Origin of the sequence: Amycolatopsis halotolerans, from assembly GCF_042647905.1 — a bacterium.
Taxonomy (GTDB): Bacteria; Actinomycetota; Actinomycetes; order Mycobacteriales; family Pseudonocardiaceae; genus Amycolatopsis; species Amycolatopsis halotolerans.
Genome location: NZ_JBHRWI010000030.1, coordinates 180,693 through 204,236 on the forward strand (window position 1 = coordinate 180,693; position 23,544 = coordinate 204,236).

24 protein-coding genes and 1 tRNA gene are annotated in these 23,544 nt (G+C 68.8%); 11 read left to right on the forward strand and 14 right to left on the reverse strand.

Annotated elements, in window-relative coordinates:
- Positions 1 to 622: 622 nt before the first annotated feature.
- Positions 623 to 1,213, reverse strand: coding sequence for a 5-formyltetrahydrofolate cyclo-ligase (locus ACFORO_RS26520; protein WP_377869146.1), 591 nt, complete (start codon positions 1,211 to 1,213; stop codon positions 623 to 625).
- Positions 1,214 to 1,237: 24 nt separating this feature from the next.
- Here ACFORO_RS26520 and ACFORO_RS26525 point away from each other — a divergent pair, with 24 nt between their 5' ends.
- The 5 genes from ACFORO_RS26525 (at position 1,238) to ACFORO_RS26545 (ending at position 5,277) form a co-directional block, all read left to right on the forward strand.
- Entirely contained in the window at positions 1,238 to 2,143 is a 906-nt protein-coding gene (locus tag ACFORO_RS26525) for a UTP--glucose-1-phosphate uridylyltransferase (protein ID WP_354742878.1), read from the forward strand.
- Positions 2,140 to 3,492, forward strand: coding sequence for a molybdotransferase-like divisome protein Glp (glp, locus tag ACFORO_RS26530; RefSeq protein WP_377869147.1), 1,353 nt, complete (start codon positions 2,140 to 2,142; stop codon positions 3,490 to 3,492). The genes ACFORO_RS26525 and glp overlap by 4 nt, the downstream gene beginning before the upstream one ends.
- A 3-nt stretch (positions 3,493 to 3,495) precedes the next feature.
- On the forward strand, positions 3,496 to 4,155 hold the full coding sequence (locus ACFORO_RS26535) for a GNAT family N-acetyltransferase (protein WP_377869148.1): 660 nt from the start codon (positions 3,496 to 3,498) through the stop codon (positions 4,153 to 4,155).
- 161 nt (positions 4,156 to 4,316) lie between these two features.
- Complete coding sequence (sepX, locus tag ACFORO_RS26540) at positions 4,317 to 5,132, forward strand: divisome protein SepX/GlpR (RefSeq protein WP_377869149.1); 816 nt, start codon at positions 4,317 to 4,319, stop codon at positions 5,130 to 5,132.
- A gap of 72 nt (positions 5,133 to 5,204) precedes the next feature.
- Positions 5,205 to 5,277: transfer RNA gene (locus ACFORO_RS26545), tRNA-Ala, on the forward strand.
- A 221-nt stretch (positions 5,278 to 5,498) separates the two neighbouring features.
- Here ACFORO_RS26545 and ACFORO_RS26550 read toward each other — a convergent pair.
- Entirely contained in the window at positions 5,499 to 6,551 is a 1,053-nt protein-coding gene (locus tag ACFORO_RS26550; protein ID WP_377869150.1) for an alpha/beta hydrolase, read from the reverse strand.
- Between the two features lie 29 nt (positions 6,552 to 6,580).
- Positions 6,581 to 7,888, reverse strand: coding sequence for a cytochrome P450 (locus ACFORO_RS26555; protein ID WP_377869151.1), 1,308 nt, complete (start codon positions 7,886 to 7,888; stop codon positions 6,581 to 6,583).
- Between the two features lie 166 nt (positions 7,889 to 8,054).
- On the opposite strand from ACFORO_RS26555, the gene ACFORO_RS26560 reads away from it, so the two are divergent.
- Positions 8,055 to 8,870 carry an SAM-dependent methyltransferase gene (locus ACFORO_RS26560; protein ID WP_377869152.1) on the forward strand — a complete coding sequence of 272 codons (816 nt, stop codon included), beginning with the start codon at positions 8,055 to 8,057 and terminating at the stop codon, positions 8,868 to 8,870.
- A gap of 4 nt (positions 8,871 to 8,874) precedes the next feature.
- Complete coding sequence (locus ACFORO_RS26565) at positions 8,875 to 11,040, forward strand: putative bifunctional diguanylate cyclase/phosphodiesterase (RefSeq protein WP_377869153.1); 2,166 nt, start codon at positions 8,875 to 8,877, stop codon at positions 11,038 to 11,040.
- A gap of 30 nt (positions 11,041 to 11,070) precedes the next feature.
- On the opposite strand, the gene ACFORO_RS26570 is transcribed toward ACFORO_RS26565, so the two are convergent.
- The 7 genes from ACFORO_RS26570 to ACFORO_RS26600 all read right to left on the reverse strand — a co-directional run bounded on the left by ACFORO_RS26570 (position 11,071) and on the right by ACFORO_RS26600 (position 17,476).
- Positions 11,071 to 11,841: an ESX secretion-associated protein EspG gene (locus tag ACFORO_RS26570; RefSeq protein WP_377869302.1), complete on the reverse strand. Its 771-nt coding sequence runs from the start codon at positions 11,839 to 11,841 to the stop codon at positions 11,071 to 11,073.
- A 36-nt stretch (positions 11,842 to 11,877) separates the two neighbouring features.
- On the reverse strand, positions 11,878 to 13,149 hold the full coding sequence (locus tag ACFORO_RS26575) for a hypothetical protein (RefSeq protein ID WP_377869154.1): 1,272 nt from the start codon (positions 13,147 to 13,149) through the stop codon (positions 11,878 to 11,880).
- 11 nt (positions 13,150 to 13,160) lie between these two features.
- A complete protein-coding gene (locus ACFORO_RS26580; RefSeq protein WP_377869155.1) occupies positions 13,161 to 13,778 on the reverse strand; it encodes a DUF3558 domain-containing protein in 618 nt (205 codons plus the stop codon).
- Positions 13,778 to 14,224 (reverse strand): hypothetical protein, encoded by a 447-nt coding sequence (locus ACFORO_RS26585; protein WP_377869156.1) that lies wholly within the window; start codon positions 14,222 to 14,224, stop codon positions 13,778 to 13,780. The genes ACFORO_RS26580 and ACFORO_RS26585 overlap by 1 nt, the downstream gene beginning before the upstream one ends.
- Before the next feature lie 235 nt (positions 14,225 to 14,459).
- Positions 14,460 to 16,220, reverse strand: a complete 1,761-nt coding sequence (locus tag ACFORO_RS26590) for a chitinase (RefSeq protein ID WP_377869157.1) — start codon at positions 16,218 to 16,220, stop codon at positions 14,460 to 14,462.
- 107 nt (positions 16,221 to 16,327) lie between these two features.
- Complete coding sequence (locus ACFORO_RS26595) at positions 16,328 to 16,864, reverse strand: hypothetical protein (RefSeq protein WP_377869158.1); 537 nt, start codon at positions 16,862 to 16,864, stop codon at positions 16,328 to 16,330.
- 60 nt (positions 16,865 to 16,924) lie between these two features.
- Positions 16,925 to 17,476, reverse strand: a complete 552-nt coding sequence (locus ACFORO_RS26600) for a hypothetical protein (protein ID WP_377869159.1) — start codon at positions 17,474 to 17,476, stop codon at positions 16,925 to 16,927.
- A gap of 177 nt (positions 17,477 to 17,653) precedes the next feature.
- On the opposite strand from ACFORO_RS26600, the gene ACFORO_RS26605 reads away from it, so the two are divergent.
- Positions 17,654 to 18,610 carry a LysR family transcriptional regulator gene (locus ACFORO_RS26605; protein ID WP_377869160.1) on the forward strand — a complete coding sequence of 319 codons (957 nt, stop codon included), beginning with the start codon at positions 17,654 to 17,656 and terminating at the stop codon, positions 18,608 to 18,610.
- On the opposite strand, the gene ACFORO_RS26610 is transcribed toward ACFORO_RS26605, so the two are convergent.
- The 3 genes from ACFORO_RS26610 to ACFORO_RS26620 all read right to left on the reverse strand — a co-directional run bounded on the left by ACFORO_RS26610 (position 18,607) and on the right by ACFORO_RS26620 (position 20,550).
- A complete protein-coding gene (locus ACFORO_RS26610) occupies positions 18,607 to 19,494 on the reverse strand; it encodes a carbohydrate-binding protein (protein ID WP_377869161.1) in 888 nt (295 codons plus the stop codon). The two genes, ACFORO_RS26605 and ACFORO_RS26610, sit on opposite strands and share 4 nt — an antisense overlap.
- Positions 19,495 to 19,683: 189 nt before the next feature.
- Positions 19,684 to 20,223, reverse strand: a complete 540-nt coding sequence (locus ACFORO_RS26615; RefSeq protein ID WP_354742844.1) for a helix-turn-helix domain-containing protein — start codon at positions 20,221 to 20,223, stop codon at positions 19,684 to 19,686.
- Positions 20,224 to 20,262: 39 nt separating this feature from the next.
- The gene (locus ACFORO_RS26620; protein ID WP_377869162.1) at positions 20,263 to 20,550 is read right to left on the reverse strand and encodes a toxin-antitoxin system YwqK family antitoxin; all 288 of its coding nucleotides are present in this window, start codon (positions 20,548 to 20,550) and stop codon (positions 20,263 to 20,265) included.
- A 101-nt stretch (positions 20,551 to 20,651) separates the two neighbouring features.
- On the opposite strand from ACFORO_RS26620, the gene ACFORO_RS26625 reads away from it, so the two are divergent.
- Complete coding sequence (locus ACFORO_RS26625; protein WP_377869163.1) at positions 20,652 to 21,611, forward strand: hypothetical protein; 960 nt, start codon at positions 20,652 to 20,654, stop codon at positions 21,609 to 21,611.
- On the opposite strand, the gene ACFORO_RS26630 is transcribed toward ACFORO_RS26625, so the two are convergent.
- Positions 21,594 to 22,427: a LysR family transcriptional regulator gene (locus tag ACFORO_RS26630; RefSeq protein ID WP_377869164.1), complete on the reverse strand. Its 834-nt coding sequence runs from the start codon at positions 22,425 to 22,427 to the stop codon at positions 21,594 to 21,596. The two genes, ACFORO_RS26625 and ACFORO_RS26630, sit on opposite strands and share 18 nt — an antisense overlap.
- Positions 22,428 to 22,497: 70 nt before the next feature.
- Here ACFORO_RS26630 and ACFORO_RS26635 point away from each other — a divergent pair, with 70 nt between their 5' ends.
- Together ACFORO_RS26635 and ACFORO_RS26640 are read left to right on the forward strand one after the other, a co-directional pair.
- Positions 22,498 to 22,815: a hypothetical protein gene (locus ACFORO_RS26635; protein WP_377869165.1), complete on the forward strand. Its 318-nt coding sequence runs from the start codon at positions 22,498 to 22,500 to the stop codon at positions 22,813 to 22,815.
- Positions 22,812 to 23,543 carry an SDR family NAD(P)-dependent oxidoreductase gene (locus ACFORO_RS26640; protein ID WP_377869166.1) on the forward strand — a complete coding sequence of 244 codons (732 nt, stop codon included), beginning with the start codon at positions 22,812 to 22,814 and terminating at the stop codon, positions 23,541 to 23,543. The genes ACFORO_RS26635 and ACFORO_RS26640 overlap by 4 nt, the downstream gene beginning before the upstream one ends.
- Position 23,544: the final 1 nt, after the last annotated feature.

Below are 23,544 nucleotides of genomic sequence, written 5' to 3' on the forward strand. Positions count from 1 at the left end.
TGCGCCGGTTTGGGCAGCTGCGGGTGTGGTTGCCGGTGTGGATTACGGGTTGATGCGTGGTTTCGGTGATTTGGGAGGTTGGGTGGTTCGTGGGTGAACGCTGAGGTGAATGAGGCGGGCGGAGCTGGCGACGTGTCCGGCTGACCGTGCGCGGCGCGAGTGACCTGGTCGGAGCTGGTGGCTCAGTGCCGGGCGGTTGTGGATGCCGGGTGTCGGCTGAGGCTGGCGAGGTGGCTCTTGCTGGGCGTCCGCGGACGGCGCTTCGGTTCGGGCGCTGGTCGGCAGCGGGGGCCGTCGTAGCGGCCATCGGCTGGGGGTCTTCAGGCGGACGGCAGTTTGTCGGCTGGGGTCTTCGACCGGGTGGCGCTATCAGCCGGGGCCTCCGACTGGGCACCTGGCCAGCGGGCGACTGGGCAGCTGGCCAGCGGGCCATGACGGCGGTCATTCGGTTCGGGCGGCGGCACCGAACCCGGCGCGGCCCGGTCGAGTGGTCGTGGCCACTTGCCTCACCGGGCGGCGACACCGAACCCGACATACCTGTTCGAGTGGTCAAGACCACTTGCCTCACCGAAGCGGCAGCGCCGAACCCGGCGGCCCGGTCGGGTGGTCGTGACCACTTGCCTCACCGAGCGGCAGCGGCGGTCGGCAGCTGAATGAGGCCGGAGGGCGTCAGGACGGCCGTCATGGGCACGTCGTGGGGTTCGGCCGGGAGGTGGTCGACGACCTCCTCTGCGCGCACCACAGCCACGCGGGCGGTGTCGGCCGCGGCGGTCAGGGTGCGGTCGTAGTAGCCGGCTCCGCGGCCGAGGCGGGTGCCGTGGCGGTCGACGACCAGGGCTGGGATCAGCAGCACCTGTGCCGAGGCCACCGCGCTGATGCCCAGTCGTGGGCCTGACGGTTCCAGGACGCCGCGGAGGCGGCCGGGGATCAGAGCGTCCGGGCCGGTGTACTCGGCCCAGTCGAGCGGACCGGGAGTGTCCGGGATGACGGGCAGCAGAACACGCGCGGCCAGGGCGTTCACCAGGGAGATTTGGCCGGGCTCAGTGCCGAAAGGGAGGTACGCGCACACCGTTTCCGCGTGGATCGACGACGCCGCGGTCGCCAGGGCGGCTGCCTCGCGAGCATGGGCTTCGGGGGGCAGTTCGGCGCGGGCGCGAAGGATTCGTGTCCGCCACTCCGCCTTGCTCGGGGTCTCATTGCCCGGCTCGTGCATGAGACCAGGTTAGGCTTTGCGCCCATGACGGGCGCCTCAACCACCCAGACCTTCAGAACCGCCATCGTGCCTGCCGCAGGCCTCGGCACGCGATTCCTGCCGACCACGAAAGCGGTGCCCAAAGAGCTGCTGCCGGTGGTCGACACGCCGGGGATCGAGATCGTCGCGACCGAGGCGGCGAGTGCGGGGGCGAAGCGGCTGGTGATCGTCACCTCGCCGGGCAAGGAATCCGTAGTCCGGTACTTCGAGGCGAAGCCGGACCTGGAGAAGACGCTCGAGGAAAAGGGCAAGACCGAGCTGCTGGCGAAGGTCCGCCGTGCGCCGGAACTGCTGGACGTCGAGGTCGCGATCCAGGAACAGGCACTCGGGCTCGGGCACGCGGTCGCGCAGGCCGAGCCGAACCTGACCGACGAGGACACCGCCGTCGCCGTGCTCCTGCCCGACGACCTCGTGTTGCCCGCCGGGGTCCTCGACCGGATGTCGGCCGTCCGCGCCCAGCACGGCGGAAGCGTGCTCTGCGCCTTCGACATCCCGAAGGAGCAGATCTCCCCGTACGGCGTCTTCGACGTCACCGACACGGACGACCCGGACGTCAAGCAGGTCCACGGCATGGTCGAGAAGCCCAAGCCGGAGGACGCGCCGTCGACCTACGCCGCGGCCGGGCGGTACCTGCTCGACCGGGCGATTTTCGACGCGCTGCGCCGGATCGAGCCCGGCGCGGGCGGCGAACTGCAGCTCACCGACGCCGTCGCGCTCCTGATCCAGGAGGGGCACCCCGTGCACATCGTCGTCCACCGCGGCGGGCGGCACGACCTGGGCAACCCGGGCGGATTCCTCCGTGCCGCTGTCGATTTCGCGCTCGAGGACCCGGACTACGGGCCGTCGCTGCGCGCCTGGCTGACCGAACGGATCGGAAACGATCGCCCATGACGGACTCCCTCGATTCCACCCCCGCCACCCCGACCGAAGAAGGCGCGGCGACCGAACCGGCGGTGCAGGCCGTCGCAGCGGCGGAAACGGCGGAAATCCTTGTCCCGACGGAAGAATCCGGAGACTTCCGCTCGGTCGACGAGCAGATCGCGCTGACCCTCGACGCCGCCGTGCGCCCGCGCCCGGTTCGCGTCGCGATCTCCGAAGCGCAGGGCCTGCTCTGCGCGGAGGAAGTGGTCGCCGAGCACGCGCTGCCCGGGTTCGACCAGGCCGCGGTGGACGGATACGCGGTGCGGAGCGTCGACGTGCGCACCGCCGGACAGGAACCGGTCCAACTGCCGGTCGTCGGCGAAATCCCGGCTGGCTCGCGGCAGCCGCGCCGGTTGCAGCCGGGCCAGGCGGTGCGCGTCGACACCGGCGCGCCGCTGCCCACGCTCGCCGACGCCGTGGTCCCGACCGCTTACACCGACGGCCACCAGGCCAAGGTCACCGTGACCAGGTCCGTGCCGTCCGCCGGCTATGTGCGCCGGGCCGGCGAGGACGTGCAGATCGGCGATGTCGCGGTGCGCAAGGGCGACACCATCGGCTCCGCGCAGGTCGGGCTGCTGGCCGCGGTCGGCCGCGCGAAGGTGCTGGTCTACCCGCGGCCTCGGGTGTCGATCGTGTCGGTCGGCGACGAGTTGGTGGACATCGACCGCACGCCGTCGGTCGGCCAGGTCTACGACGTCAACTCGTACGCGCTGGCCGCGGCCGCGCGCGACGCCGGCGCCGAGGTGAGCCGGGTCGGCATCGTGCCGGGCGACCCGAAGCGGCTGCGCGAGGTCGTCGAAGGACGGCTGCTGATGTCCGAGATCGTGGTCGTCGCGGGCGGGGCCGGCGGGTCTTCCGGCGACGAGGTGCACGCCGCGCTGTCCGACCTCGGGCACATCGACCTGACCAGGGTCGCGATGCACCCCGGTTCGGTGCAGGGCTTCGGCAGGCTCGGCCCGGATTCGGTGCCGACGTTCCTCATCCCGGGCAATCCGATGAGCGCGCTCGTGGTGTTCGAGGTGCTGGTGCGGCCGCTGATCCGCACCGCCCGCGGCACCCGCAACCCGCACCGCCGGGTGGTCGGGGCGCGGCTGCTGTCGTCGATCACCTCGACGAAGGGCCGTCGCGGCTACCTGCGCGGCCAGCTGCTGCGCGACGAAGCGAACGGCGAGTACCTGGTGCAGCCGCTCGGCACGTCGGGCGCGCACCTGCTCGCGTCGCTGGCCGAGGCCAACTGCCTCATCACCGTCGAAGAGGATCTCACCGAGGTGGCCGCGGGCGACCAGGTCAAGGTCACCTTCCTCGCCCAACGCGCCTGATCCGTGGCCGCACTCGCCGACTCGGTCGAAAACCGGCACCCGGGCTGGCCCGCCACGCTCGGCCCGCTGCGGATCCCGGCAGGCGTGCTCGCCGTGCGCCCGGCGCGGCTGCGCGACGCGGGCGAGTGGAGCCGCGTCCGGCTGCGCGACCGCGAGCACCTCGAGGAGTGGGAACCGACCGGGATCGGGCCATGGGCCGACCGCAACGCGTTCTGGTCGTGGCCGTCGCAGTGGGCAGCGCTGCGCGGGCTGGCGCGGCGGGGCCAGTGCCTGCCGTTCACGATCACGGTGGACGGAAAGTTCGCCGGGCAGATCACTGTCGGTAACGTGATCCGAGCCGCACTCCGGTCGGCCTGGATCGGGTACTGGGTGTCGTCCGAGATCGTCCGGGGCGGCGTGGCCACGGCGGCCGTCGCGCTCGTGACAGATCACGCTTTCGATGTCGCCGGCCTGCACCGGCTGGAAGCGACCGTGCGCCCGGAGAACAACGCCAGCATCCGCGTGCTCACGAAGGCCGGATATCGGCAGGAAGGGCTGTTCGAGCGGTACCTCGACGTCGCTGGCGCATGGCGTGACCACCTGTGTTTCGCCGTGACGAAAGAAGAGACCGGCGACGGCCTGGTGTCCCGACTGGTGGCCTCCGGGCGCGCCGACCTGGCCTGACGGTGACTACGCGTCCCAGCATGATCACGCGTTACCACATCCTGTGAGATTCACCTAATGCGGTGATGCATTTTCGTGATCGAACCCGGCGAGTCTGCGCCTCCTGTGTGACTGTTGTGGCTAGCGTGACTACAGCAGAGGATCGGGGGAGGTGACGGGAGATGCCCAGTTCGGTGATCATCGTCGCGCTCGCCGCGGCATGGCTCGTCGTTCTCGTGCCCATGGTGGCTCGCAAACGCCAGCAAGTCGCGCGGACGCCAACCTCCGCGCTGGCCGCCCGGGTAGTGCGAAGGGGCAGTGCTCGCAACGAGGGACAGGAGGACGACGCCGTGTCCGACAATGCGAAGCCTTCGGTGGAGGACGATCTCGCCGAACTCGAGGCGGAACTCGACGCTGACCTGGACGAAGAGCCCGAACCCGAGCCGGAGCCGCTCCCGCAGCCCGCGCGCGCCGAACGTGCCGCCGCGCCGCGCCGCGAACGCCGCAGCTACCGGCCCGGCCGAGGCGGCTTCGACCCGGAAGCGGCGGAGATCGCGGCCAAGGCCAAGTACGCGTTCCGTCAGCGGATAGTCGTGATCCTGCTGATCGCCGCCGTCGTGACGGCCGTGATCGCCGGATTCGCGCTCTCCCTTGCGTGGTGGGCACACGCCGCGGTCGACGTCGCTCTCGTCGGCTACCTCGTGTACCTCCGCCGTCAGGTCCGCATCGAGAACGAAATCCGGCAGCGCCGGATGGCCCGCTACTCGACGACGGCCCCTGCTCCTTCTCCCGAGGCGTACGACTCTTTCGAGGAGGAAGAAGAGGACGTCGAGGTCGTCGCACCCGAGGTGCCGCGCGACATCGTGGAGCGCAAGCCGTCCCCGATGTCCCGCATTCGCCGCCAGGCCGTCGTGGTCGACCTGGACGACGAGGACCCCGCATTCGAGGAACTCGCCGAGCCCACTGCGGGCCCCTACCGCCGGGCCGTCGGAGAGTGACCCCCGCTGTTCGGTGCCTGGAGGGCGCTGCTAAGCTTTCCAAGCACTGAACGACAGGGGCTCACGCTCCTAGGGGCTGTAGCGCAGTTGGTAGCGCGTCTCGTTCGCATCGAGAAGGTCAGGGGTTCGATTCCCCTCAGCTCCACAGTGAATCAAGGCCCTTTCCGGCATCCGGAAAGGGCCTTTTTCGTGTTGTACAGCAGCAAAGTACAGCAGCCGCCCCAGGTGACGACGCCGATCAGGACGCGGGCAGCGGCAGGCGATAGAACGCAGCAGTTCCGCCAAGTTCCGGAATGTCGTGAGAGCTTTCTGCCCGTCCGGCTCCGGTCATGCGGAGCCGGACGGGCAATGCTCAAACAGAATGCGTTACTGGCCGACCATTTCGTTCGTCCAGCTGGTCACCGCGTCGTGCAGCAGCGGTGCGTTGGACGCGTAGTTGATCGAGTGCCCATAGCCTGGCAGCACGAACGTGCGCAGGTTCGCTTCGGGCGAGTAGTACGCGGCCTCGCCTTGCCGCAGGCTTTCCGCGCTGGAGCAGTCGCTGGCCAGCGGGCCGCAGAACACACCGTCCTCCTCGCCCATGGCCACCAGCACCGGCACGTTGATCTGCCTGCTGTAGGGCAGCACAATGCCGAGCAGGGCGGCGTCCACGAGCTCACCGGCCGTGACCAGGTCTTTGTTCGCCTCGTCCTCGTCGATGACCTGCTGGTTGAACGGCCCAGGATTGTGGAAAGCGGCGTATCGCGTGCCGTCCGCCGTGGTCAGGTACTCCGGGTCCAGCCCGACGACCTTGGACATCTTCTCGTCCAGCGCCGCGGGGATCACCGCGGCCACCGTGGGCGACACCGTCAGCGGGGCGAGCCGGTGGGTGAACCCGGTGACCACCATGCCGTCCACGTCGTGGAAGGTGGCCGCCTCGATGATCGTGGTGGCCGATCCGAGCGAGTGCCCGACGAGGACGATCTTGTCGAACCGCGGTCCCACAGCGCCCGTCCGCATCGCCTGGATGGCGTGGTGCACCGCGTTGGCCTGGCTGCTCGCGGTCAGCAGCGCGCTCGGCGGCTTGGAGCTGCGCCCTGAACCGACCCGGTCCACCGCGAGGGTGGCGTACCCGGCGTTGTTCACCGCCTTGCGGAACGATTGGGTGTCCGGAAGGCCGGGCGGGTCGTAGTAGGTCGAGTTGTAGGTACCGCCGGGCACCAGCACCTGCAGGGTGTGGCTGCCGCCCGGCGGGACGCACAGCCTGCCGTACATGGTCTGGTCGGTGAGCCCGAGCGGTGGTAGGTCCACCAGTGACACGGGGATGGTCAGATCCTGGCAGACCGCCTCTTCGGCGGACGCCTGTGCTGGGGCGAGCACCGTACCGGCGCACAGCAGAGCCACCGCCGCGACGGCGGCGCGGCGCAAGAGCAAACGCACAAAAACTCCATATTCCGTTGTGAGAGCGACTAATTCCTCGGACGTACTGTCATCGGCATGCCACGCGGGTAGGCGATGGTGGTGTACCGGACCCGGACCGGGCCGGTGGGTTCTAAGCGCCACCGCGCGAAAATCGTGGCCACCCCGAGGACCACCTCGGCTTGCGCGAACAGGCGGCCGATGCACTGCCGGATCCCGTTGCCGAACGGAATGAACACCCCCGGCGGCAGCGACCGCACCCGCTCGGTGGACCAGCGGTCCGGATCGAATACTTCCGGGTGATCCCAGTACCGGGGGTCGGTGTGCATGGTGAGCGGGCTGAACATCACCTCGTCGCCGGGCCGCAGCCGCACCGGGCCGAGGTCGATCTCCTGTTCGGTCCGGCGCATCAGGATCCACAGCGCGTACATCCGCAGCACCTCGCTGACCACGTGCCCGGTGCAGACCAGCGCGGGCAAGTCGTCGAAGGTCGCCGGGCGCCCGCCCAGCACCTGGTCCGCCTCGGCCCGCACCCGTTCGGCCAGGGCGGGATCGCGCCCCAACTCGTGGCAGGTCCAGGCCAGGATCAGCGCAGTGGTCTCGGTGCCCGCGGTGAGCAGGGTCATCACCTCGTCGTGTACCTGCTCCCGGGTCATCCGCTCCCCGGTCTCGGCGTCCCTGGCCAGCAGCAGCGTGGACAGCAGGTCACCGTGATCGGTGTCGGCGTCGCGGCTCGCCATCAGCTCCTGCACCACGGCCTTCATACGCGCGATGGCCTGGTCGAAGCGGCGGTTGAACGGCAGCTTCTCCGCGAAGCCCGGGGAGAGCACCCGGTACATGCCCAGCTGAATGATCAGCGGGATCGAGCGGCGGGCCTCGCGGATCGCCTCCTCGCCCAGTTCGGTGCCGAACAGCGCCTCGCCCACGTTGGTCATGGCCAGGGCCTGCATGTCCGCGTCGATCTGTCGCACCTCGCCCGGCCGCCAGGACTCGGCCAGCGCGGTGGTCGCCCGGACCCAGTTCTCGGCGTAGCGGCGCAGGTGCTGCTGACCGAAGGCGGGCAGCATCAGCTTGCGCTGCCTGCGGTGGAAGGGCTCGTCGGACAGGGCCAGGCCGTTGCCCACGTACGGGCGGAATTTGCGGAACATGAACCCGCTTCCGAAACTCGAGCCGTTCGTGACTAATACGCGGTGAATAATTTCCGGATTCGTGACGAAATAAGTGTGGAGCCGACCCAGAAACAGCGTGACCACATCGCCGTGTTCCCGCAGTCCGGCGGTGAATGGGATGGGACGGCGGACCAGTGCGGGTGTGTGTCCCAGCAGGGGCCACCGTCCGGGTGCCGCCCGGACCGACACGAGAACTCCTTGGCATAGGGGGGAATCGGGAAGGCCGCTACGTTACGCGCCATTCAGCCGCGCCGGCAGCGCCCGAATGGGTAGCACCCCGCCCACGATTGACGGATTAAGGCATCGCCGCCGGGGTGAGTATGCTGTTCCGGCTCCCAAATCGATGAGGTGGCCGATGGCGGGTACACGGGACTGGGTCCCGGCCGGAATAGACACGAGTTCACCGAATATCGCCCGAGTGTACGATTACTGGCTCGGCGGCAGACACAACTTCGAGACGGACCGCACCACCGCGGACTACATCGAGCGGACCTTGCCCTGGGTCCGGCAGTCGGCGCGGCTCAACCGCGCGTTCCTCGGCCGCGCGGTGCGCTTCATGCTCGCGCGGGGCATCCGTCAGTTCCTCGACTTGGGCGCGGGCATCCCCACCGTGGGCAACGTGCACGAGATCGCCCAGCTGGAGGACCCCGAGGCCCGGGTGGTCTACGTCGACAAGGACGCGGTGGCGGTCGCGCACAGCGAACTGCTGCTGGCGGGCAACGACCGCACCGCGGTCCTGCACACGGACGTGCGCGACGTGGCCGGGGTGCTGGGCAGCTCGGAGGTCCGGCGGCTGATCGACTTCTCCGAGCCGGTGGGCCTGCTGTGCATCATGCTGCTGCACTGGATCCCGGACGAGGACGACCCGGCCGGGGTGGTGCGCGCCTATCAGGAACCCCTGGCCCCGGGCAGCTTGGTCGCCTTCACCCACCTCACGTCCGACGCGCACCCGGACGTGATCGCCGAGGCCACCGGCCGGTTGGCCGATCGGCGCGGCGAGGTGCCGTACGATCGTCCCCACGACCAGGTCTTGGGCCTGCTCGGGGACTTGGCGCTGGTCGAGCCGGGCCTGGTGGGCTGTGGCAACTGGCGACCGGCCGGACCCACCGACATCGCCGAGGACCCGGTGTGGAACGAACTGATCTACGCAGGCGTGGCGCGGAAGTCGTGAGCCCGTGACCGAGCCCGGAAGATCCTTGCTCCCGGAGCCGTCCGAAGACGGGCGCCGCGAACGCGTCCTGCTCGCGCGCAAGTGGGCCTACTTGCTGGGCGGGACCGGCTACGTTCCGTTGGCGCACAACAGTTTCGAGACCGAGCTGGCCGCGCTGCTGGACGACTTGTGCACCGAGGTGCACGAGAGCGGGCCCGGGAACCCGCCAGGCAGTACCGGTTCGCTGGAGGCCGCGGGCACTCGGCTGGTCGAGCTGAATTGCGCGGGCGGGCAGGCGCTCACTGCCACGATGGGCGTATTGGGCAAGGGCCTGCTCGCGCTGCCCGAGTTCCAGCCCGTCGAAAAGATCGCCGAACGTGTCGTGGGCGTGCTCGGCACGCTGGCCGCGAGCGTGGCGGCGGCCGCGCAGCGTGCCACCTTGGCCCAGCAGGAAAGCCTGAAGATGTCCCTGCTCAAGGCCGTGCGGGACGCCAAGTACGAGCTGCGGACCGCGCAGGCGCGATTCGACGAGGTCGCTACGTCGTCGGCGAGCGGCATCCTGGTCGCCGATCTCGACGGCACGCTGGTCACCGTGAACGCCGCGGCGGGCGTGATACTCGGGCGCGCTCCGGACGAGCTGACCGGATGCGACCTGTTCGAGCTGGTACATCCCGACTACGTGCCCGTTCTGCGCGAGGACTACCGCGCGCTGCTGGCGGGCAAGGTCGAGCGGATCAAGCAGTCGCAGCGGCTGCTGCATCACGACGGCGAGGCGGTTTCGGTGTCGTTGACCGCTTCGCTGCTGCGCGGTGCCGGGGACGAGCCCAGCCACTTCGTCACCGTGGTCGAGGACGGCACCGAGTTGTTCCTGCTGCAGAACGAAATCAGCCGGCAGGCCCTGCACGACGTGCTCACCGGCCTGCCCAACCGGCAGTGTTTCAGCACACGGATGGAGACTGCGCTGGGCGAGGCCGACCCGGAGCTGGGCGTGACGCTCCTGCGGCTGGAGCTGGACGCTTTCGCGGTGGTGCGCAACGGCCTCGGCGAGCGCGCGGCCGAACAGCTGCTGGTCACCGTGGCGCGGCGGCTGAAGTCCGTGCTGGCCAAGGAGAAAGCCCTTCTCTCGCGGTTCGGGGACGCGGAGTTCGCGGTGCTGGTGGAGAACGCGCCAGACACCCCGCCGCCGGGGTGCTTGGTGCGCGAGCTGCGCCAGGAGCTGGCCGAACCGACCTATGTGGACGGACACGGGCTGGCCCTGTCGATCAGCGTCGGCGTGGTCAGCCGGACCGCCGACGGCCGCGACGCCGCCGATCTGCTGCGCGAGTCCCACCAGGCACTGCGCCGGGCCAAAGCCAACGGGCACGGGCAGTGGGAGCTGTCGCATCCCGAGCAGAACCGGATGGACCGCAAGACCGACGAGCTGGCCGCGGTCATGCCGGGCGCCTTCGAGCACGGGGATGTCCAAGAGCGGTACCGGCCGCTGATGCGCCTGGCCGACGGCGCGGTGCACGGGGTGGAAGTGCTGCTCAGCTGGGATCCGCCCGGGGCGGGCGCGCTGTCCGACGAGCGCTGCCGCAGCCTGGCCGAGACCACCGGGCTGATGCTGCCGATCGGCGAATGGCTGCTGAACACCGCCTGCGAACAGGTCGGCTGGTGGCGGCAACGGCTCGACCGCGACCTGCGGCTGCTGGTCAGTCTGAGCCCGCACCAGGCGGCCGATACGGATCTGCTCACCCGGGTGGTCGGCGTGCTGGAGGAGACGCGCTTCCCGGCCGAGCGGCTGCTGGTCGAACTGCCCATGCTGGCCCTGGCCGCCGACCTCGGCGAGTCCAGGGACAACCTGCGGGAACTGTCCGGCCTGGGAGTGCGGCCGGTGATCAGCGTCAGCGGGCTGGGCGACGGCGCGCTGGCCGCGCTGGTCGACCTGCCGGTGTACGGCGTGCGGCTGGACTGCGGGCTGCTGGACGGGGTCGCGCCGGACTCGCCGGTGGTCGACCTGTTCCGGGAGTTGCCGAGCTTGGCGCACCGGGTCGGGGCGGAGGTCATCGTGGACGGTTTGACCACCGCCGAGCAGGCGCGGTTCTGGCGGGACGCCGGGGCTGAGCTGGCGCTGGGTGCGCATTGCGGGGAGTCTTGCCGCGCGGATGAGCTGGCGGACGCTTTCGGGGACCCTGGTTGGCGGAAAGACTAGGCAGTGGCCTAAGAGTGCTTCTCTGCCTGATCAGCCGCGGAGCGAACCGAGGGTGTTTTCGAGGGCGCTGGTGAGGTAATCGGCGGTACCGGGGCCGCAGGCGATGGCGACGTCGCCGTGCGGTCCGTCCAGCAGGTAGGTGAGGACTCTGCCGTGGTCGAGGCTGTCCACCGCGGTCAACGGCATGCTGGCGCTACGGGTGCCGCTGGGCCGGGCGGCGACGAACAACTGGTGGCTGGCGGCCCTTCGCGACTCCATCAAGGTGCGGAGCCGGTCCCCGGGGGAAGTGCGGGTGTAGTCGCTGCTGGTGTCCAATGTGTACGAGTCGCTGGCCCGGCCCTGGTCGTATTCGGCTTTGGGGACGGTGAATTCGGTGATCGTGGCGGCTGGGAAATCCGGCAATTGTTCGACGACCGCGCGGATCAGCTGGTTCGCGCCGATCGTCGTCAAAGTCAGCAGTTCGTCCTCAACGATGACGAGGACGGCGTTGCGGCCGGAGCGGACCGCGAGCGTCGCGCGGTCCCGGTCTCCGCTGCTGGACCAGCCGTAGCATTCCGCCTCGGCGTTGGCGACTGCCAGCATCAGGTCGCGGAATTCCGCGGTGATCCTGTCGGCACGCAAGTCGAAGAAGCCGGGCTCGGCCAGAACCTGACGGGTCAGGGCATCCAAGCGCATGGCGGCGTCTTTTTCGACCCACACGTCGACGACGCCCAGAACCGGATGTGCCGGGCCGATCTGTTCCCATTCCCAGGCTTTCGCGACCGCCAGGCGCGGGACGGTCACCGGGGCGTCGAGCAGCATCACGTTGTTGTCCCCCCCACTGCCGTTCGATGCTGTCTATTCGCCGATTACCGGCGGCGTCGCTCTGCCGTCGTAGCCGAACAACGAGTTCGGGTCGGCTTCCTGCAAGTAGGACGCGGCTTTCTTCTCCTCGTCCTCTTCGCCTTTGCCGCCTTTTCCCGCGCCGCCTGCCATGGGCATGCCGTTGGTTCCTTTGGCTCCGGGCGCACCGGTGCCCGGTCCGCCGCGCATCCCGCGCTCCGGCTCGCCGAACCGGTTGGCTCCGGTCGACTTCCCTGCCTCGCCGGGGCCGCTAGGTCCGCCGCCGCGCGCGGACGTGCCGGGCCGGCTGCCGCCGGTACTGGGTGTTCCCGTTCCGCCGATGGGTCCGAAGGACCCGGGCATGCCGGTGAGCTGGCCTGGATTGTGGTAGCCGCCGGAACCGCCGGGAGCGTAGCCGGAAGTAGAGCCGCTGGGCCCGAACTGCACCGGGGTGCGGTCCATGCCGGGGGAACCGGGCGGGACGTAGCCGGAAGTGCCGGTGCTGTCGTCGCCGTGCGAGACCGGGGGCGGATAGGCCGGAGGCTGACTGTCGCCGGGAATGGCGCTGTGCCAAAGAGGCATGGTGCTCAGTCCCGGCGGGGCCCCGGCTGCTGGACCGGGCTGATCGGCCGGACGGTAGGCGTCGGGGTTGTGGAGAGGCGTGGCGACCTGCTGCCGGTGGTGCTCCCGTGTGCCGCTCTGGCCGGGGTCCTTGGCCGGTGCCAGGTGGTAGGTGCCGTCCGAGGAATCGGGGACCTGTCCGTAGTCGATGGGCATTTTCCGGGCGTGGCCGTCGCTGGTTCCGGTGAATCCCTGATACACGGCGTTGTTCTGTTCGACGGCCGCGTTGCGCGCGTTGATCTTCTTCTCGTTGTCGGTGTCCCAAGGCGTGAGGACGTCCCACGCCGACCGGCTGGGTGGGTCGTCGGAGACGTCCTGCAGCGAATCTCGAGCCGAGGTGAACGCATGCGACTGGTCAGCGAGCGTGGCCTGGCTGTCGTGCAGCGCCACCGACGCGGACGCCGCGACATCCGCCAGCGGGCGCAACGATCCCCTGGCCGCGTCTCCGCTCTGCCCTGACCAGGCGCTTTCCAGACGGCCGACTGTTGTCAGAGTGTCGGATTCGATGCCGTGCTGCTCGGCGGACTGGAGTGACGCGGTGTGCTGCGCCCGTCCGAGACTGTCCGGTCCGGGGCCCGCTTTCACCCGGCGCACGAGTTCGCCGGGCAGGATGATCAGGCCTTCGGCCTGCATCTGCTTCAGGACCGCCAGGTACGAGTCGGTCAAGGACGACATGCTCACGCGCCGCCCTTCAACGTGGTGACGGCCAGGTCGGCGACGTGCTGGGCGTCCTGGCAGGGATCGGCGCCCTTCCCCGCTTGAGAGTCGGCCAGTTTCACATCTACCTCGAAAGCGGCGTCGTCAGCGATGCCGATCGCGACGCTGCAGCGGCCGGTTGGCCGGTCGTCGGTCGGCCCGTAAGCCACCACGGGGTAGCCCTGCACGGGTGCGAGTTCTTCGAAGAAGCCTTCGTTCTTCTTCGCGTAAACGTGGCCGAGACCGTCCTTCCACGCGTACACGAGTTGCACGCCGATGCCTGAGCCGCGGCTCGGATTCGACCACCGGCATTGTTTGGCGACTCCCGTGTCCTGCGACGGCTGCACCTCAGGCGATACACCGGAGAACAACGTCTTCACCTGTGCCTCGGTCAGCACCTTGCAGGGATCGCCCTGGACGAGAGACGCCGGCAGCGGACTCGCGACCTTGGGAACCTCTGACGAAGGCCGCTGTGCGTCGCTGCTCGGCGATCCGGTACTGGGCAAGGGATCGGGTTTCCCCCCGTTGCCGCCGCAGGCGGCCAGTCCGGCGGCGAGCAGCAGCGCGAGCAAGGGAACGCGGAAACGGGTCGACCGCATCAGAAGCGTCCCTCGCCCTGCTTGCCGATGTCCCGGCCGGCCTGCTGGTCGTGTGCGTCGTGGATGCCCAGCGCGTCTTTCATCTTCTGGATGATCGAGCCGAGGTATGCGCTTTGCCGCATCAGGTGGCCGCGGTAGTAGTTACCGGAGTTGTTGCTGGCGTCGGTGTTCCGCAGCGAGGCCGGGTCCTTCCCCGGCGGGGTGATGGTCCACATCGGGACGGCCTTTTCGATCTGGGAATCGATGCGCGCCCGCAGGTTCTGAAGGTTGTCGAGTTCGGCGGTCATCGCGTCCTTGCTCAGGTAAAAGCCAGGTGCGCCGCCGCCGGAGGAACCACCGCCGGCTCTGGGCGTGCCGTCGGCGAGGAAAAAACGCGCTCCCGCGAGTGCCCCGGCGAGCGTCCCGACGGCACCGGTACCGCCGGACGGCGTCATGTGCTCAGCCATCTGCATCCTCCCCTTGCGTGGCTGGCTCGAACCATAGCTTCGCTAGGCGGGACCGGTGGTATTCAGCCGGAAATCGGAATATGCCACCGAACTTGAGGGCCGATCGGGTTAACGGGATCCGATGTCGATTATTGGCATCCGGCTAAATCTTTCGGGTGAATGCTCGTCCAGGTGGGGTTGCTTCGCATTTCGCAATATTGGCGGCTGGGCAGAACTGTAATCGTGACGGCTGTGCTCAGCCGAGACCGTCCAGGAACGGCCGATGAGCGTTCTGGAACTCCCACTTGTAGTACCGATCCCAGTTAACCGACCAAGTCATCAACCCTCGCAACGCAGGCGACGGTCCACCGCGCAAGGTGTACGACCCGCAGCCGGTTCCATGGGCCAAGCAGGTCACGGCGGTTTGGACTTCGGCAGGGGCGACGTAGCCGTTTCCGGCGCTGACCGCGGCGGGCAGGCCGACGGCGATCTGGTCTTCGCGGAGGCCTGGGAAGGTTTGGCCGGTGTTCGCGACCTTGAAGCCGGACTTGAGCATGTCCGTCATCGCGATCAGGAAGTCCGCGCCGCCCATGGTGTGGTACTGGTTGTCCAATCCCATGACTGGGCCGGAGTTGTAATCCTGGACGTGCAGCACAGTCAGGTCGTCGCGCATGGCGTAGATGACTGGCAGGTAGGCACCGGTCCGGCCGTCGCCCCCGCCGGCGCCGCCGTAGAACTGGTAGCCCACCTGGACAAAGAACGTTTCTGGGGCCATCGTCAGGACGAATTTGGCGCCATAGCGGGCTTTCAGGGTCTTCAGAGCCGAGATCAGGTTGACGATCACTGGTGTGGTCGGGTTGTGGAAGTCTGTGTCGCCTGAGTTCAGGGACAGGGACTGGCTTTCGAAGTCGACGTCCAGGCCGTCCAGACCGTATTTGTCGATGATCGCTGCGACGGAGTTGACGAAGTTGTCGCGGGCGGCGGTGCTCGTCAGCTGGACTTCGCCGTTTTGGCCGCCGATCGAGATCAGGACCTTCTTGCCCTGCGCCTGCTTCGCGCGGATGGCCGCGATGAAGTCCGCGTCGCTTTCCACGCCGGGGCATTCGGTGGTCGAGCAGCGGTTGAAGCGGACGTCGCCTGAGGTCACTGACGTTGGTTCGGCGAAGGCCAGGTCGATGATGTCCCAGGCGTTCGGGACGTCGGCGAGCTTCATGTACCCGGAGCCGTTCGCGAAGCTTGCGTGGACGTAGCCGATCAGCGCGTGTTTTGGCAGGCCGGCGCTGGTGCAGCCGCTGGTGGTCGCAGAAGCTGCGGGGGTGTGCGCGGATTCGGCTTTGTCGTTGAAGGCGGTAACCGAGTAGCTGTGCGAGGTGCAGGCGGTGAGGCCGGAGAGCGTCGTGGACGTTCCGGTCACGGTGGCGCGCAGGGTGTTGTCCTCGTAGACGCGGTAGCCGGTGACTGTGCCTGCGGCCGCGCCCCAGCTCAAGGCGACCGACGTGTCGGTGACGGTGCCGACGGTCGGGGTTCCCGGGACGCCTGGTGCGCCGGGGGTGTCTCCGCCGGGGCCGTCTAGGACTACGTCGTCCGCGTAGTACGTGCCGGCGCCGTACCAGCCGTGCAGGTACAGCTCGGCGGAGGTCTGGGTCGCGGTGGTGGTGAAGGACAGCGAGAGCTGGCTGTACGTCGAAGCGTTCGTCCAAGTGGAGGAGCCACCGGTGACGCCTAGGTACACCGGTGAGCCTTGGACCCACGCGGAGACCGAGTAGGTCGTGCTCGGGCGCACGGACACGGTTTGGGTGCATTGTCCCTGGTCAGAAGCGCCGGGGGTGACGGCCAGGGCGTAGCTCCCCGAGTGCACCGGCGTCTTCACGGCCGCGCCTGCCGGGCACGTCCAGCCGGAGGTCGAACCGGCTTCGAAACCGGGGTTGGCGAGCAGGTTCGCCGCCTGTGCCGGCCCGCCGACGACAAGTCCGGCGGCGGCTAGCAGGAGCACGACGAGGAAACGAGCACGCTTCATTGCGGTTCCTCCGGTCCGATGCGACCCCCTGGCTAGCTATTGTCTAGACCACTCACGAGGTTGTCCAGACCTATTTGACCGACGAAAGTCGGCTTTCCGTCCCGGGATCAAGCGCTGAGGTCGAAGCCTTGGACGTACCAGGCCGCCTCGTGCTTCTGGACCTTGAAGGTGAGACTGAACGAACCCGTGTTTCCGGTAGAGCCGATGAGTTCGAGGCTGCGCAATGTGCGGCCGTCGAGCTTGACGGCGGTGTCGGGCACGGTGACCTGGTCTCCTGACGCGCTGACCTCGTCGACGGTGACTTTGCCTTGCGGCGGCAGGGGGACGCCCGGTTTGGCCCAGGCATCGTGCAGCGATTCCGCGGCCTTGAGCGCCTCGGGGCTCTTGCACAGCGTCTTGGCGTCTTTGCCGGGCGGAAGCACGGGCGCACTGGACAGGCAGGCTTTCGCGTAGTGCTTTTGCAGGATCTGGGTGACCCAGCGTTCGACCGCGACCTGGTAGGTCGGAGCGCCGGAAGCGGGCGGACCGGACGGCTTGGGGGCCGTGCTGGCGGGCGGGACGGCTGAGCCGGTCACGTCGGTCGAGCCGCACGCGGCCAGGCTCAGCAGGATCGCTGGTGCTGCGAGCCACGTTTTCGCCGTCACGAAATCCCCTTGGTTATGCCGGATATGGGCCTCGAGCGTCCGGGCTCGGCCGCGGGGAGGTCAATCAAGTCTGGCCAGGGGTGCCTGATCGGGCACGGGTACTGACCTGCTCGTCCGGCGGTGGTAGTGCCACGTCACGGCGGCCAGCAGCGGTCCCCAGGCCAGCAACGGCAGGTAGATGACGTTGATCAGCGGGTTCGCCCAGGGAGCGCCGGCCATCTCGGCGTTGAAGGTCGTATACACGTAGAGCCCGCCGTAGACCGTGGTGCCGACGGCCCCGATCGACGAGACGATGACGACCTTGGCGGCGTCGACCGGTTTGCCGCCCGCGAACGGGATCCAGCGTGGCCAGGTTTCGCCCCACTGCTGGATCAGGCCCAGGGCCAGGAAGCCGAGTCCTTCGGACAGCACGGTGAGAAAGACCAGGTAGAGCGATCCCCAGCCGGGGGTTTGCATGGCGGTCAGCTCCGATTCGGCCAGTCCGAACGGGATGCCCACGGCAAGGCCGAGCCGCCAGAGCCCGGACGGGACGTTCAGCAGGGCGACGGCGTGCGCCGACCACCTCGCCCATCGCGGGACTCCGGGGAGGCTGCGGAATGCGGTGTTGTCCATGGCATTCAGCCTCGCCGCCGGTGCTGAGCGGCGGTTCCCCCTGGAGTTTCGGGTTTCTCCTTCTCGCGGGGGACAGCTGTCGGAGTGATTCGGCGGCGGAGTACCGACTCGCGTCGGTAATTCCTCACGATCTTCGGCGTTACAGTGACCAGGCGAGGGGTTGCGGCCGGAGGAGTCATGGAGCTGGAACTGCGCCACCTGCGCGCGCTCGTGGCCATCGCCGACGCGCACAGTCTCGTTCGCGCGGCCAAGGCGCTGCACGTTTCGCAGCCGGCGTTGTCCGGGTTGCTGCGGCGGGTCGAACGGTCGGTCGGCGGAAGTCTGTTCGCGCGGTCGCCGACGGGATGTGTGCCGACGGCGCTCGGGGAGGACGTGGTCGCGGACGCGCGCGCGGTGCTGGCCGGGATGTCCGCGCTGACCGAGCGGGCCGGTGCGCGGCGGGAGTCGGCGGAGGCGGTGCGGATCGGCGGGTACAGCGGGTTTCTGCATCTCTCGTTGGCGAGGTGGTTGCGGGATCAGCCGTGGTGTCCCGCGGTGCGGGTGCATGAGGAGCAGGACGAGGCCCGTACGGTGGCGGCGCTCGCGGACGGCGAACTTGATCTCGCGCTCGTTTACCTTGCGCCGCTTCCGGATCGGATCGTTCCGGACGGCGTCGAGAGTGTCGTGGTGCAAGCGCGCGAGCCGGTTTTCGCGATTCTGGCTGAAGATCATCCGCTCGCCTCGGGCGAGAACATCTCGCTGGAGGAGCTTGCCGCGTATCCGTGGGCGGACGATCCGCCGTGGACGACCCGGTGGTCGGCGTACCTGCAGGAAGTGTGCCGGCAGCGAGGGGTCGTGCTCGACCAGCCGCATCGGCCGCAGTGTCTGGCCACCTTGCTGGATCTGGTGCGCGAGGGCATGGCGGTCGCGCCGGCGTTGGCGACTCGGGAGGACCGGCAGGGCGGCATCGTGGTGCGGGCGATCGAGGACGCGCCGCTGTGGCAGGAGCTGCGGTTGTGTTACCGGCCGGGCACGGCGGTCGCGGATCGGGCCGGGGAGATATCTCGGAAGGTGGCCGGTGATTACGCCAACCGGCAGGGGTGCAGTGCCGCGTTCGACCGCTGGTGGCACGCACTCCTGCCGACCGGGGCTTAGACGGTGACGCGCCAGTTGCTGTTCGGCGTCGGCACCTCGAACTGCAGCGACGAGCAGCTGTAATCGCTGGGGTTCGGGTTGGCGGTCGGCTGCAACGGCGAGTTCGACTCCGTCGCGGGCGTCCACTGGCCGCCGATGCGCAATTGCAGCTGGCTGGATTCGAAGACCTTGCCCTTCGCGTCCGAGCAGTAGTACGCCTGGCCGGTCGACGGGTCGACGGTCGAGTACAGCTCGAAGATGTCCCAGCCCTCGTTGAGGGTGCTCTGGTCGCTGCCGCTTTGGGTGAACAGGTCGTCCCATTTGCTGGTCTTCACGTTGTAGAGCGAAGCCGTCCAGCTGTTGGCGCCCGCGTCGGTCTGGACTTCCTGGACCGTGAACGCCGGGTGTCCGTCCACAGTGGACGTATAGTTGGACAGGAACGAGCTGTCCAGCGGGACGACCTTCGCGGGTCCGACCGTCCCGCACCAGTCCCAAGCCCAGACCTGACCGCCCTGGTCGAGTCCGTACGCGGTGACCACTTCGATGCAGGAATGGCCGGTGGGCTTGACGGTCGGGGCGTAGACGACGTCCGCGCTGTTCGAGAGCCGGAGGTCGGGGACGATACTGTGCGTCACGAGAATTCCGTCCGCGCCGCTGGACAGCTGCGGTTCGGGGCCCCAGAAGGTGTGCGCTTGCGCGTCGAGCCGCGGTTTGACGCTGCGGCCGGCTTTTTCGCGGCGCAGCTGGAGGAACTTGTCCGCCGCGCTTCCGGCGGCGGCTTTCGCGGCGGCACCGGTCAGCCCGGGCACCACCCCGCTGTCCGGCGCCGCGGAAACCGGCGGGCTGCCGGCGACGACAGCCGCGGCCGTCAGGGCGGAAGTGAGCAGGGCAAAGAGTTTCCGCATCGATGCATCTCCTCGTCGTAGGCGAAGGAAACGCGCGGAAGGAAAAGGATGTCCGTCCGCGGGACACGGATGTTAAGTCGGGATTTTTGGTGCCAGGCACCGACTTTCGACGGTGTGTTCCGATCAGTGCAGCTCAGCGAGGGCATAGGTTTTCCCGCGCGCCGCGGGTTATGCCGCCAAGTGGAGTAATCAGCGCGGCTTTGCCCGGACGCGGATGCGTTCGCCCTGCTTGCCGAACAGGCTGAGGATTTCGACCGGTCCGTCGCCGGTGCTGCCGAACCAATGCGGGATCCGGGTGTCGAATTCGGCGACCTCGCCTGCCTTGAGGACGACGTCGTGTTCGCCGAGCACGAGCCTGCCCTTGCCGCTGAGCACGTACAGCCACTCGTGGCCGGGGTGCGTGCGCGGAGCGGGCTCGCACTGGGTGGCGTCGAAGATCATCTTGAGCGACTGCAGCTGGCCGGGCTGCCTGGTGAGCGGCACGACGGTCCGGTCGCTGCGGGTGACCGGTTGCAGCGGGGAGGTGCCGATGAGCTCGTCGATCGGGATCCGGTGGGCGCGGGAAATGGGGAGCAGGAGTTCGAGGGTGGCCTTGCGCCGGCCGGATTCGAGGCGGGAGAGGGTGCTGATGGAGATGCCGGTGGCGGTCGACAGCTCGTCCAGGGTGCAGTTCCGCTGCCGCCGGAAGAGCCGGAGCCGGGGGCCGATCTCGGCGATGATGTCCTCCACCCGTCTATTGCAGAAAGCCCGGCGGCGCGTGTCAAGCGATTACGGGGCCGGGATCACCGGAGGTTCCGTCATCCACGGCGGTGCTTCGCGGACCTCGACCGGGACGTCGTCGCGATATCGGACTTGCGACTTGACGACGCCCTGCCGGGTCCAGTGCGTCCAGACACCGTCCTGCTTCCCGTCGGTGTAGCTCCCGTGCATGCACGCTTGAGGGCCTTCGCCCCAGTACACCGTGTACTCGCCGTGGAATACGCCATCCGGGCGCAGGCTCCAGATTTGCCTGAAGCCGTTGTACTGCTTGTCGACCACTGCCACGCGAACCAGCATGACACTCCTGGCCGCAGGACTGAACGCAATTAGCCCGACGGCTATCCGCGATCGACCGCGGTCGGATGTTTTGCCCGCGCGGCCGCCCTAGCGTGGTTCGCATGATCCCGGCTGTCGCCCTCTTCTTTCTCGCTCCGCTGGTCGGCGAGTACCTGCTGGGCAACACCCCGGTGACCGATGTCGGCTCGCTTTTCCTGTTCGCGCCGATGTACGGCGGCGGCGCGTTGCTGATCCGCGAGGTCGCGCGGCGCACCGGGCGCGGTTGGGCGGCGATCGTCCCGTTCGCGGCGGCGTACGCGCTGCTGGAGGAGGGGCCGATCGACATGATGCTGTGGAACCCGGCCTACGGCGGGGTCGATATCGGGGCTGTCTATGCCGAAACGTACGTCCCGGCGCTGGGGACGAGCGTTCAGATGCTTCAGGACGTGCTGACCATGCACACGGTGTGGAGCATCTGCGTGCCGATCGCCATCGTGGAGGCCTTCTGCCGGGACCGCACGCAGCCGTGGCTGGGCAAGGTCGGGCTGCCGGTGGTCGCGGCGGTGTTCGTGGCCGGGTCGGCGGCGTTGTGCGCGATGCAGATCTCCTCGACGGGGTTCGTCGCCTCGGCCGGTCAGCTGGGCTGGGCGTTCGCGGCCGTCGCCGGGTTGGTCGTGCTGGGATTCTGGCTGGGCAGGAGGTCGGTACCGGCTCGAGACGGTGTCGCTCCCGCACCCGCGGTCGTGGGGGTCGCGGCGTTCGGGGCGACGAGTCTGGTGTGGTGCCGGGAATTCCTGCCCGAGGAGGTCTCGCAACGGGTGGTCGCGGTCGGGTGGTGCTTGCTGGTCGCGGCGGCGGTCGCGCTGGTGTTCCGGTGGTGCCGGTCTGCCGGGTGGGGTGCGCGGCACCGGCTCGCGCTCGCCGGGGGCGCGCTGGTCACCTACGTCTGGGTCGGCTGGTTCCACGCGCGCGACATGGACATTCCGCGGACAACGGCCCTGCTGAGCACCATCGGGTTCGCGATCGCGGTGGCGGTGTTGTTGACGGCGGCCTTCAAACGGGCTTCAGCGGACCGACTCTAGCGCCGCGTTCACGAACGAAGCCACCTGCGGCCGCCGGTCCTGTTCGTTCCAGGCGAGCACCAGCTGGCTGGGCGGAGCGTCCTCGATCGGCACGCAGACGACCCCCGGCGGGACCTGGTCGACCAGCGACCGCGGCAGCACGCCGACCATCCGTTCCAGCGAGATGAGGTGCAGCAGCTGGACCACGTCGGCCACCTCCGGCCCGGTTCCCTCGACCCCGGGAACCCCTTTCCACGACGGCATCGTTTCTCCGTCCAAATCGGACAGCCGGACAGCCGGGCGCTGGGCCAGCCGGTGCGCGGCGGGGACGATGGCGACCCGGTCCTCGAAGTGCAGGGTTTCGTAGGCGAGCCCGGTCAGGTCGTCGAACGGGATGAACAGGAGGCCGACGTCCGCGCGTCCGCTGAGGAGGAAATCGGTGCGGTCGGCGGGGCCGCTGAAGAGGATGTCGACCTGGTGGGCTTCGGGATGGCGGGAGTACTCGGCGAGGATTCCGGACAGCAGTCCGGCGTCGCCGCCCGGTTTGAGCACCAGGCGCAGATGGCTTTCCCCGGCGCGGCGGGCGTTGCGGGCGGCGGCGCTGACCGCGTTGAGCGCGTGCCGTCCGTGTTCCTGCAGCGCCTCGCCGGCCGCGGTCAGCTCGACGTGGCGGCTGGAACGGGCGAACAATTGCACGCCGAGCCGGGTTTCGATGCGCTGGATCGCCTTCGACAACGCGGGCTGGGCGATCGACAGCCGCACGGCGGCACGGCCGAAGTGCAGTTCGCTGGCGACGGCCAGGAAGTACTCGAGTTCGCGCGTCTCTAGCTCAGCCATGCCTCCAGGTTATCGCCGAATAGCGAATCGGTCTTGGACGTCCGGCCGAAACCGGGGCAAAACTTGAAGCATGATCACGCACACGATGATTGTTTCGTTCGACCAGCCACTCCCCGACCCCAGGCTGGATCAGTACCTCGGAGATATCAAAGAGGCCATGCTGGCGACCGGGTTCGCCGAGTCGGTCGAGACCCGCCGCCACCTGCCGATCCCTGGCGAGGACGCCATCCCGGCGCTCATCGCGACGGCGATCGTCCAGGTCACCGTCGCCGATCTCGACACGCTGGCCAAGAGCTTCACCGCGCCCGAACTGCACGAGGTGATCGACCGGTGGCAGGCGCGGCATTCGTACCGCGTGGCCTGGGCGAACCACGAGTCGCTCTCGTGAGCGGGCGGCGTGGGCTCGTCACCGGGGCGGGCAGCGGGATCGGCCGGGCGGCGGCGATCGAGTTCGCGCGAAGCGGGGCGGCGGTGGCCGTGCTGGACATCGACGAAGCCGCGGCGGCGGAGACCGTCGAGTTGATCAAGAAGGACGGCGGAGAGGCGCTGGCTGTCCGGGTCGACATCGGGGACGAGCCCTCGGTGCAGGCGGCGATCAAGCAGACGGTCGAGGCGTACAGCGGGCTCGACTTCGCGGTGAACAACGCCGGTTTGTCGTCGCACAAACGCGTCGACCAGCTGACCCTCGCCGAGTTCGAGCGCGTGGTGCAGGTGAACCTCTCCGGGACCTTCCTCTGCATGAAGTACGAACTGCCGCACCTGAAGGGCGGCGCGATCGTGAACGTCGCGTCCAACGGCGGGCTGTACGCGATCCCGAACGCTCCGGCTTACGTCGCGGCGAAGCACGGGATCGTCGGCCTGACCAAGGTCGCGGCGGTGGACTACGCGGCGGAAGGCATCCGCGTCAACGCGGTGTGCCCGGGGCCGACGCGGACGCCGGGGTTCGACAACTGGGCTGGCGACCCCGACATGATCGCCCGGCAGGAGGCGATCACTCCGCTCGGCAGGCTGGCCACGCCGGAGGAAGCCGCCGCGGCCGTGGTCTGGCTGTGCTCGGACGCCGCGTCGTACGTCACCGGGACCACGTTGTCGGTCGATGGCGGACGACGGGCGTAGT